The sequence below is a fragment of the Dietzia sp. E1 genome, assembly GCF_014145015.1.
Lineage (GTDB): Bacteria > Actinomycetota > Actinomycetes > Mycobacteriales > Mycobacteriaceae > Dietzia > Dietzia cinnamea_A.
Window position 1 is genome coordinate 1 of the sequence record NZ_JAALDU010000085.1, and the last position, 10,328, is coordinate 10,328.

Annotated in this window: 9 protein-coding genes and 1 pseudogene; 4 read left to right on the top strand and 6 right to left on the bottom strand. The window is 69.3% G+C overall.

Going from position 1 to position 10,328, the window contains the following annotated elements; all coding sequences use genetic code 11:
- Positions 1-261, bottom strand: a pseudogene (locus tag G6030_RS03755) (hypothetical protein); the annotation flags it as partial.
- 281 nt (positions 262-542) lie between these two features.
- Between G6030_RS03755 and G6030_RS03760 the strand changes: the two are divergent.
- The 4 genes from G6030_RS03760 to G6030_RS03775 all read left to right on the top strand — a co-directional run bounded on the left by G6030_RS03760 (position 543) and on the right by G6030_RS03775 (position 6,531).
- The gene (locus G6030_RS03760; RefSeq protein ID WP_182642250.1) at positions 543-1,595 is read left to right on the top strand and encodes a TerC family protein; all 1,053 of its coding nucleotides are present in this window, start codon (positions 543-545) and stop codon (positions 1,593-1,595) included.
- 179 nt (positions 1,596-1,774) lie between these two features.
- A complete protein-coding gene (locus G6030_RS03765) occupies positions 1,775-4,582 on the top strand; it encodes an aconitate hydratase (protein WP_182642251.1) in 2,808 nt (935 codons plus the stop codon).
- A 269-nt stretch (positions 4,583-4,851) separates the two neighbouring features.
- A complete protein-coding gene (locus G6030_RS03770) occupies positions 4,852-5,718 on the top strand; it encodes an enoyl-CoA hydratase-related protein (RefSeq protein WP_182642252.1) in 867 nt (288 codons plus the stop codon).
- Positions 5,719-5,775: 57 nt separating this feature from the next.
- Positions 5,776-6,531, top strand: coding sequence for an SDR family NAD(P)-dependent oxidoreductase (locus G6030_RS03775; protein WP_182642253.1), 756 nt, complete (start codon positions 5,776-5,778; stop codon positions 6,529-6,531).
- A gap of 8 nt (positions 6,532-6,539) precedes the next feature.
- Here the strand turns inward: G6030_RS03775 and G6030_RS03780 are convergent, their stop codons facing one another.
- The 5 genes from G6030_RS03780 to G6030_RS03800 all read right to left on the bottom strand — a co-directional run bounded on the left by G6030_RS03780 (position 6,540) and on the right by G6030_RS03800 (position 9,803).
- A complete protein-coding gene (locus G6030_RS03780) occupies positions 6,540-7,049 on the bottom strand; it encodes a cupin domain-containing protein (protein ID WP_182642254.1) in 510 nt (169 codons plus the stop codon).
- A 117-nt stretch (positions 7,050-7,166) separates the two neighbouring features.
- Positions 7,167-7,592, bottom strand: a complete 426-nt coding sequence (locus tag G6030_RS03785; RefSeq protein WP_182642255.1) for an organic hydroperoxide resistance protein — start codon at positions 7,590-7,592, stop codon at positions 7,167-7,169.
- A gap of 212 nt (positions 7,593-7,804) precedes the next feature.
- On the bottom strand, positions 7,805-8,497 hold the full coding sequence (locus G6030_RS03790; protein WP_182642256.1) for a DedA family protein: 693 nt from the start codon (positions 8,495-8,497) through the stop codon (positions 7,805-7,807).
- Between the two features lie 125 nt (positions 8,498-8,622).
- Positions 8,623-9,264: a hypothetical protein gene (locus G6030_RS03795; protein ID WP_182642257.1), complete on the bottom strand. Its 642-nt coding sequence runs from the start codon at positions 9,262-9,264 to the stop codon at positions 8,623-8,625.
- A gap of 242 nt (positions 9,265-9,506) precedes the next feature.
- Entirely contained in the window at positions 9,507-9,803 is a 297-nt protein-coding gene (locus G6030_RS03800; RefSeq protein WP_182642258.1) for a DUF3072 domain-containing protein, read from the bottom strand.
- Between the last annotated feature and the right edge of the window lie 525 nt (positions 9,804-10,328).

Here is a 10,328-nt window from a genome sequence, read left to right on the forward strand (position 1 = left end):
GGGCGGTGCGGGAGCCGGTGCGGGCAGGGCGGCCGGGGCGGGCGCCGGCGGCACGAACGGCGTGGCCCAGACGAACGGGAACGGGAGCGCAGGCAACGGCGCCGCCTCCGAACCCATGGGGACGGGCACGACCACCGGGGCGATATCGGGCACCTGGACGGTCCACGGTCCGACCTGGACGTCTGCGGCGGAGGCCACGGGGGCGGCAGCGACCAGCGCCGCCGCGACGAGGCCGAACGCGGCCAAGGGACGAGTGACCATGGGGGCTCCTCAGTGAATTCCGAACGCCTGGACGGCGCCGATAAGCAGCAACTTACTGCTGCAACGGAAAGTTATCACCAGTGCGGCCGTCCCGGGTAATCGCCTTCTCATCTTCGGGCGTTGCGCGTTCGCGGAGAGCGCCGCTAATCTGACCCCACCAGAAGGGGAGTATCCCTCACACGCGTCGTCGTCACTACGGCCCCGGGCCCGGCGGAGCGAGCCACGCATCATCAGTGGCCGGGAGAGACCTTCGATCACCCACTGATCGAAAGGTCCCTGTCATGGACACCCCACTCTGGCTCTGGTTCGCCGTCATCGCCTTCATCGTCGTGATGCTCGCGATCGACCTCGTCGCCCACCGCAAGGCACACGTCATCGGCGTGAAAGAGGCGGCCGCGTGGTCGGCGGTCTGGATCGCGCTCGGAGTCGGCTTCGGCGTGATCGTCTGGGCCGTCTGGGGCGCTGACTTCGGACAACAGTACTTCGCCGGCTACCTCATCGAGAAGTCCCTGGCCGTGGACAACGTCTTCGTCTGGGCGATCATCTTCGCCCACTTCGCGGTGCCCCCGCAGTTCCAGCACCGGGTCTTGTTCCTCGGTGTGCTGGGCGCCCTGGTGTTCCGTGGCATCTTCATCGCGGGCGGCGCGCTGCTCATCCAGAACTTCTCGTGGATCCTCTACATCTTCGCCGCGTTCCTGCTGTATACGGGTTTCCGCATGATCCGTCAGCGCGACGAGCACCTCAACCCGGACCAGTCGCGCGTGCTGGGTGCCTTCCGCCGGCTCGTGCCCATGTCGGACACCTTCCACGGACAGCGACTGCTGGTCCGCAAGGGCGGACTGATCATGGCCACTCCCCTGCTGGCAGTGCTCGTGCTGGTGGAGACGACTGACGTCGTATTCGCCGTCGACTCCATTCCCGCCATCTTCGCCGTCACCGACGAGGTGTTCCTCGTCTTCACCGCCAACGCGTTCGCGATCCTGGGGCTGCGCGCGATGTACTTCCTACTCGCCGATCTGGTCCATCGGTTCGTGTACCTCAAGATCGGCCTGGCGTTGGTCTTGATGTGGGTGGGCGTGAAGATGCTGCTGAAGATCGACGTCTACTACATCCCGACCCCGCTCTCGCTGGCCGTCATCGCCACGATCCTCACCGTGTCGGTCGTGGCGAGCCTGAGGGCGACGCGCGGGCAAGACCGGCGGAGCCTCCCGACCCCGGCAGAGCCGCCGTTCCGCATCGCGACCCCGGATGAGGACGCACAGCTCGAGCCGCTGTTCGGCCGCGCGCGCTCCCGCCATCGCTCGGAACGTCCCGCCGCCGGACCGGCACGCTGACGGATGAAAGCGGCCGCGAAAGCCGTTCGGGACCGACTTCGCGACTGCGGTTCTCGGCCCGCTCCGCGGAACGCGTGACGGCTTATAACTTCTCATCGACAGGGGTAGGGTCGGGCTCAACGCCGGTGAGCCCCTCACTCGCACGGCTCCATCGGCGCCACACAAGGAAGGGGCCGATCATGAGTGTCAACAGCTTCAATTCGCGAGACGCGCTGGCAGTCGGAGGCGTCGACTACGAGATCTACCGACTCGACCGGGTCTCCACTGAGGTACCACTCCCCTACAGCCTGAAGATCCTGCTGGAGAATCTTCTGCGCAACGAGGACGGCCGGGTGGTGACGGCCGAGCAGGTCGAGGCGCTCCAGCAGTGGAATCCCCGTAAGCAGGTGGATCGGGAGATCCAGTACACGCCCGCCCGCGTCCTCATGCAGGACTTCACCGGAGTGCCGTGCGTCGTCGACCTGGTCGCGATGCGCGACGCGATCACCGATCTGGGCGGGGACGCGAAGAAGATCAACCCGCTGATCCCCGGCGAGCTCGTGATCGACCACTCGATCATCGCCGACGTCTTCGGCCGTCCCGACGCCTTCCAGGTCAATGCCGACCTCGAGTTCGGACGGAACCAGGAGCGCTACCAGCTACTGCGGTGGGCGCAGGAGTCGTTCGCCGACTTCCTCGTGGTCCCGCCGAACACGGGCATCTGCCACCAGGTCAACCTCGAGTACCTGTCCCGGGTCGTCTTCACCCGCGAGGGCACCGAGGGCATGATCCAGGCCTACCCGGACACGCTGGTGGGCACCGACTCGCACACACCGATGGTCAACGGCCTCGGCGTGCTGGGCTGGGGCGTCGGCGGCATCGAGGCCGAGGCGGCTCTGCTCGGCCAGCCGATGAGCATGCTCATCCCGGAGGTCATCGGACTCAAGCTGACCGGTGAACTGCGGGAGGGCACGACCGCGACGGACCTCGTCCTCCACGTCGCGGAGTTGCTGCGCAAGACCGGCGTGGTCGGCAAGTTCGTCGAGTTCTTCGGACCCGGCGTCTCCAGCGTGCCGCTGGCCAACCGGGCCACGCTCGGCAATATGAGCCCGGAATACGGGGCGACGTGTGCGATCTTCCCGATCGACTCGGAGACGCTCGACTACCTGCGGCTGACCGGCCGGTCGGAGGAGCAGATCGAGTTGGTCGAGGTCTACGCCAAGGAGCAGGGGCTCTGGCACGACCCGGCCAATCCGGCCGAGTACACCCAGGTCATCGAGCTCGACCTGGCGAGCGTCGAGCCGTCGATCGCGGGTCCCAGGCGCCCGCAGGACCGTATCGAGCTGAGCGAGGCGCCGGCCGTCGTCCTCAGCAACCTCGCGGAGGAGAAGGAACGGTCCGGGGGGCGACCCGGCAGCGTGGACGACGCCGCGGAGGACACCTTCCCGGCCAGCGACCCGATCGCCTTCAATCCCGATACGGCGACGGACGAGCCGCCGCGCCACTACTCCGAGGAGCAGCTCACCGCCAACGCCAAGCTCGGCTGGCCCAGTGATCCGGCGGAGGTCCTACTCGGCGGCGACTCCCCGGTGATCGTCGACCACGCGGACGTCGTCATCGCGGCGATCACCTCGTGTACCAACACGTCCAACCCCTCGGTGATGATCGGCGCGGCGCTGCTCGCCAAGAAGGCGGTCGAGAAGGGACTCGCGCCCAAGCCGTGGGTCAAGACGACCCTGGCCCCCGGCTCCCGCGTGGTGACCGACTACTACGAGCGGGCTGGCCTCACCCCGTACCTGGAGCAGCTGGGCTTCGACCTGGTCGGGTACGGCTGCACGACGTGCATCGGCAACTCGGGGCCGCTGACGCCGGCCGTCAGTAAGGCGGTCAACGACAAGGACCTCAACGTCGCGGCGGTCCTGTCCGGCAACCGCAACTTCGAGGGGCGCATCCACCCCGAGGTCAAGATGAACTTCCTGGCGTCCCCGCCGCTGGTCATCGCCTACGCCCTCGCCGGGACCATGCGCAAGAACCTGCTCGAGGACCCGCTGGGGACCGGATCCGACGGCGAGCCGGTCTACCTCCGCGACATCTGGCCCAGCTCGGCCGAGATCAAGGAGGTCGTCGACGCCTACCTCGAGGCCGACATGTTCACCAAGGGCTACGCCGACGTCTTCACGGGCGACGAGAACTGGCGCGGGATGAGCGTGCCGGAGGGCGACAAGTTCGACTGGAATGAGGACTCCACCTACATCCGGCGGCCACCGTACTTCGACGGCATGTCCGCAGAGCCGGAGCCCATCGGCGACATCACCGGCGCCCGCGTGCTGGCGCTTCTCGGCGACTCGGTGACAACCGACCACATCTCCCCGGCCGGTGCCATCAAGGCGTCCTCGCCGGCCGGGAAGTACCTGCAGGAGCAGGGCGTCGAGCCGGCGGACTTCAACTCGTACGGGTCGCGGCGCGGCAACCACGAGGTGATGATCCGCGGCACCTTCGCGAACGTGCGTCTGCGCAACCAGCTGGCGCCGGGCACCGAGGGTGGCGTCACGACGCACTTCCCCAGCGGCGAGCAGACCAGCATCTACGATGCATCGATCCGCTACGCCGAGGAAGGCGTGCCGCTGGTCGTCATCGCGGGTGCCGAGTACGGCTCAGGCTCGTCGCGAGACTGGGCGGCCAAGGGCACGAAGCTGCTCGGGGTGCGGGCCGTGATCGCGGAGTCGTTCGAGCGGATCCACCGGTCGAACCTCATCGGGATGGGCGTGCTGCCCCTGCAGTTCCCCGAGGGCGAATCCGCCTCGAGCCTCGGGTTGAAGGGCGACGAGGTCTTCTCCATCACCGGACTCGAGGGCCAGGATTCAGTCCCGGGAGAGGTGACGGTCCGCGCGGGCGAGGGCGACGACGCGATCGAGTTCACCGCCAAGGTCCGCATCGACACCCCGGCGGAGGAGACGTACTACCAGCACGGCGGCATCCTGCCGTACATGCTGCGGCAGATGCTCTGACCGTTGGAACCGTGCGGTCGGCCCGGTCGGCACCGGCGCCGCCCGCGCGGCCATCGGCCGCCTCCCCCGCCGGCACCGGGTCGCCGGCTCGGCCGCCAGTCGCCGGGAAGAGGAATTCGCGGGCATCGCTCGAGAAGCAGGTGTGCGAATTCCTCTTCGCGGTGAGCTCGGCGCCCCACACCGCCCCGAGCAGACGCCGCGGGCCGGGCTGCTCCGGTGACGCCGATTCCGCCTTTCCACGCACCGCCCCCCGGGTAGCGTCCGCACATATGCAGACCTCGCCTGACCAGGCCGCCGCCACCGACTCTGCGCAGCCGGAGGTCGTTCTCGAGCGCCACGACGAGATCGCCGTCATCCGGCTCAATCGGCCAGACAAGCTCAACGCGGTGACCTCGCAGAACCTGGCGGATATCATCGCCGCCCTCGACACCTGCGACGCCGACGACGACGTCCGCGCCGTCGTCCTCACCGGTACCGGCCGGGCGTTCTGCGCCGGGGCGGACCTCTCGGGCGGCGAGGACACGTTCGTCGCAGAACCTGATGCCGACACGGGCGCCGCGCCGCCGGACACAGGCGGTCAGGTGGCGCTGCGGATCTATCGCATGACCAAGCCGATCATCTCGGCCATCAACGGCTCAGCGGCCGGGGTCGGCGTCACCATGACTCTCCCGACAGACGTCCGCATCGCGGCGGAGAACGCGAAGTTCGGGTTCGTCTTCACCCGCCGCGGGCTCGTTCCGGAGGCGTGTTCGACCTGGTTCCTGCCTCGCGTGGTGGGCATTTCCGCGGCGGTCGAGTGGACGGTCGGTGGGCGGACCATCCCGGCGACCGAAGCCCTGGAGCGGGGTCTGGTCCGAGAGTTGCTCCCCGCCGATGAGGTGCTCCCCCGCGCCATCGAGATCGCGCGCGAGATGACCCGCGGTACGGCTCCGGTGTCGGCGGCACTGACCCGTCAGCTGATGTGGCGCATGCTCGGCGCACCCGACCCGGAGGTCGCGCACCGCGCGGAGTCGATCGGGATCTACACCCGCGGCAAGTCCGCCGATATCCGCGCCGGGGTCTCCGCGTTCCTCGTCAAGGAGGAGCCGGACTTCCCGGACCGCATCTCGGACGGGCTGCCCGACCTCTTCACCTGACCGGCAGCCCACGCCAGCGCGCCGACCAGCCAACCTCCCGCCCAGAAGGAGCCCACCATGACCGCTGTCGACCTCGCCGGACGTGTCGCCATCGTCACCGGATCGACCGCCGGACTCGGCGCCCGCTTCGCCCACGTGTTGGCCGAGGCTGGCGCGACGGTGATCGTGACGGGACGTCGCACCGAGCGGATCGCGGAGGTCGTCGAGTCGATCACCGAGGGCGGGGGCACGGCTCACGGCGTCCGGCTAGACGTGGCGGACGCGGCGTCGATCGAGGACTGCCTCGGCGAGGTGACCGAGAAGTACGGCACGCCGCAGATCCTCGTCAACAACGCGGGCATTCCGGACGCGCAGCGCGCGCACAAGATGCCGCTCGAGCTGGTGGACGCGGTCCTGGACACCAACATCCGGGGCCCGTGGCTTATGGCGACCGGGGTGGCGCGTCGTCTGATCGCGGCCGGGTCGCCGGGCCGGATCGTCAACATCTCGTCGATGAACTCATTCCACTACGCCGGTGAGGCCGCCGCGCTGTATGCCACCACCAAGGCGGCGGTGAACCGCATGACCGAGACGCTCGCCGTCGAGTGGGCCCGCAACTTCATCAACGTCAACGCGATCGCGCCGGGGGCGTTCGAGTCGGAGATGATGGACGGCATGCTCTCGCGGATGGGCGACATCGCCCCGGGCTTCCCGCGCAAGCGCATCGGTCGTCAGGATCAGCTCGACTCGACCCTGCTCTACCTGGTCTCCGACGCCTCGGACGCGGTCACCGGGACGGTCATCAAGGTCGACGACGGCCAGATCCACCGCTGATCCCACCGTCACTCACACTGCGAGAGGTCCTCTTCGACGATCGGCTTCCCGACCGGGGTCACGTACGTCACCATGAGGATGACGTCCTCGGTGCCCTCGTTCCGCGCCTCGTGCGGGTAGCCGGCGCCTTCGACGATCGAGTCCCCCGCCCGGAAGGTATGGGAGCCCTCCGCGAATGTGTCGGAGTAGTGGGTGATCTCGCCCTGCTTCACCACGGCGATGAGCTGCCCGTGATGGCAGTGCCTGGCGGTGCTCGTACCGGCGGCGATCGTGATCTCGCGGAAGGTCACCGCTACGCCCTGGTCGCCGTCGACCTCCACGTCGACGGGCTGTTCCTGGAGTCCCTGGACGATGTCGACGGCGAGCACCGGCTGGGTGCCGACGATCTGCGACGCGGGCGGGGGCGTGATCTCGGTGTCCACCGGGGCCTCGGCGTCACCGGAGCTGCACGCCCCGGCGGTCAGCATGGTCGCGCCGGCCAGAAGGACGACGCCGCGTCTGATCGATGTGCTCCGCATGGACGGCCCCCGTGACTTCGCGGTGCGACTGGAGGACGCCGACCGTTCCGGTCACGCTAGCGCAGCAGCCGACCCGACAAAAGACTTTTGTTGACACGCCCCCGCGAAAAGTCGCGCTTAGTCCTCGCCGACCGAGACGCTGACCTCGATGTTGCCCTCGACGGCGCGCGAGTAGGGGCACATCTCGTGGGCGAGCTTGGCCAGCTCGTCGGCCTGCTGTGCCTCGAGGCCGGGGATGATCACCTCGAGCTGCACGGCCAGGTCGATGCTCTCCTCGCCCGAGCGCACCAGCGAGATCCGTGCGCCGACGGACGAGCCGTCGATCTTCACCTTCTTCTGCCGGGCCGCGCTCTGCAGGGCGGAGTGGAAGCAGGCGGCGTACCCGGCGGCGAATAGCTGCTCGGGGTTGTTGCCCTCGCCGGAGCCGCCGAGTTCCTTGGGCGGGGCCATGGTCAGGTCCACGGCCTTGTCGGCGGTGGCCACGTGGCCGTCCCGGCCGCCGCCGGTCGACAGGGCCTCGACGGTGTAGAGCGCATCGGACATGGGCGGTCTCCTCTGGTCGTGTGGTGCGGGTGTGGCCCAACGTACGCCGCGTCCGCGGGTGGCGTCAGGGGCCGCGTCGGTGGTTCCGGCGACCACGAGGGATTCGGAGCACTGTCCCGACCGGATGGACAGGGCGACGACGACGAGGTTGATCGCACTCGCTCCGCCCCCGGACGCTCGCTGGGCCGGTCGGGCCCACATGCGTTCGCGTCTCAGTGGCCGCTACCGACCGACTCCTTCTCGGCGGCCGACGAACGCACGAGTCGGCGCACGCGCTTGACCACGAACCACACGAAGGCGATCGCGATCACCGCCAGCACGGCGTTGGACAACACCCCGCTCCATTGCTCGAGCGCGGGCTTGATGGCGGGGCCGAAGAGGTATCCGGCGCCGATCCAGATGGCGTTCCACACGCCGGACCCGAGGAGCGTGTAGGCGCTGAAGTGGGCGAACGACATCCGCTCGATGCCCGCGGGGATGGAGATGAACGACCGCACGAGGGGTACGCAGCGTCCCACCAGCACGGCGACACCGCCCCATTTCTGAAAGAACGCCTCCGACTTGTCGAAGTCGTCGTGGTCCAGCAGCGGGATGCGGCCGACGAGGCGGCGGGTGCGGTCCCGGCCGAGCGCCGCGCCCACGACGTACCAGATCCACGCGCCGAGCAGGGCACCCGCGGTCGCTGCCGCCCAGGCCAGCCAGAAGTTCATCCGGCCGTCGTAGGCCAGGAATCCGGCGCCGGGCAGGACGGCCTCGGACGGGATGGGCGGGAGGAAGGTCTCCAGCAGGATCGCGATACCGACGCCGAGCTCGCCGAGGGTCTCCATGAGCGTGAGGACCCACCCGATGAACCCGTCGTACCCGGCGGAGGGGTCGGTCGGAGCCGACGCGGCGAGAACCATCATGGGAGCAGTCTAGGGAGCGGCGGCAGGTCGGAGCGTCCGCGAGCGGCCGGCCTCACCCCCGGACCTGCGGCAATCCGATCCGGTCGAGCGCGGTCAGACCTCCCCGCCGACAACAAGAGTCGTGCTCAGACTTCCGCGCCGGCGGCGTAGGCCGCAGCCAGTTCGCGGAGCGCGGCGTGGTCCTGTCCCAGCAGGTCCATGGGCGCGCGCCGCCCGGGCAGCGAGCTGGTCGGCGTGGTCCACCACACGGTGGCGGCCTCCGGGGCGTGCCCGGCGTCGAGCATCCGGTTGACCACTGCGACGATGTCGTCCGCCCTACGGGGGTCGAAGTGGTCGAGTTGGAAACGCGGGTAGACCCACCTGCGGTCGCCGCGCAGAACGATTAACCGGCCCTGGCGGGCGAAGGTCCGCAGTGCATCGGTGGGCGCGGAGTCGGGCAGGACGCCGCGCTGGATGAGGATCTCGCCCGCCTCGTACGAGCAGACGTGGGGCACTTGCAACGCGGCGCTTCGCGGTACGCAGGGGATCACGGACCGGCGGCTGTTGGCGGGCGCGCCGGCCGGCCCGCGGAGCGGACCCCGGGCCCGGGAACGCGCGGCCTGCAGGGTCCCGTCGACCTGCCCGGCGACGCCGGTGAACGAGCTGCGCCGACGCATTTCCTTCACGACGATGTCGGCGAACAGCGGGTCGTCGAGCTCTCGCAGCGCACGCTCCGCGCGGTCTCCCGACACGGCCTTCTGCGACATCACCCGATTCTGAACAGTCATCGCGACCACCCGCCTTCTGGGCGGAATTTTACAACCTGTTCAGCCCGCGGGGCGAGACCCACTTGCGTGACTCGGGCGACTCGTGCGGGCCCGCCCCTCGCACCCTCTTCACGTAGACGCCGCCAAGGAGTACACACCTGACGGCCACTAACAATGTTAGCCGCATTAGCCTTCGCGCACTCGTGAATCCACGAAGCACCGCGTCGGTGCCGTCCGGACGCGGTGCTTCAGGAGCGGGACGCCTACGACTGGTCGGTGCGCGGGTTGCCCTTCTGCAGGCGGTCGATGTGCTCGGACGCCTCCGCCTTGGTCAGCGTCGCCGGGAGTTCCTCGCCGGCCTCGCGGGCCAGGGTGTCGAGGTAGCTCTTCTGCGCCTCGGTCATGGGCTCGTCGCCGGTGACCCAGTCGTCGGGGTCACGCTGCAGCGACCCACCGCCGGTCGCCCGCCCCTCGGGGACCGGCGCACCGAGTGTCTCTTCCCCGGAATCTCCGCTCCGCTGTCCGTTGTCGCTGCTCGGGGTCTGCTGGGAATCGGTCATGCCCGCACGCTACGCCGGGCCGGATGAGCGGACCACCGACCACGCACGCTGTCAGGGACGGGAAGAGATCAGCGACCGCGGGGCGCACGGTCCGATTCGCCGCGAGACAGGCATGCGACAGCCCTGCGCCGGACTCAACGAGACCGTCCATTCCGACCGCAGCGCAGCCGCCCGTCGCCATGGCGTCTCGCGCGCCCCGCTGCGCAGGCCAGACGCCATGGCCAGAGGCGGCTGCGGAATTCGCGCACATCCTCAGGAGCGAGACGCCATCCCCGGGAGCGGCTGCGCAGGTGGGCGCCCGTGCGGGAGTGCAGGCGCTGGAGCGAGACGCCAGGCTCAGGGGCGAGACGCTATCCCCGGGAGCGGCTGCGTGCGCTGCATGGGCTGGCTCACCGCCGCCCACCCAGCTCGGCGGCCTTGCGGGCGAGATACCGGCGCTCGGCCATCGACGTCGCCTCGGCCGCGGCCCGCTCGTACAGCCGCGCGGCCGTCGCCGACTCCGCCGCCTGCTCGTGCAGGTACGCC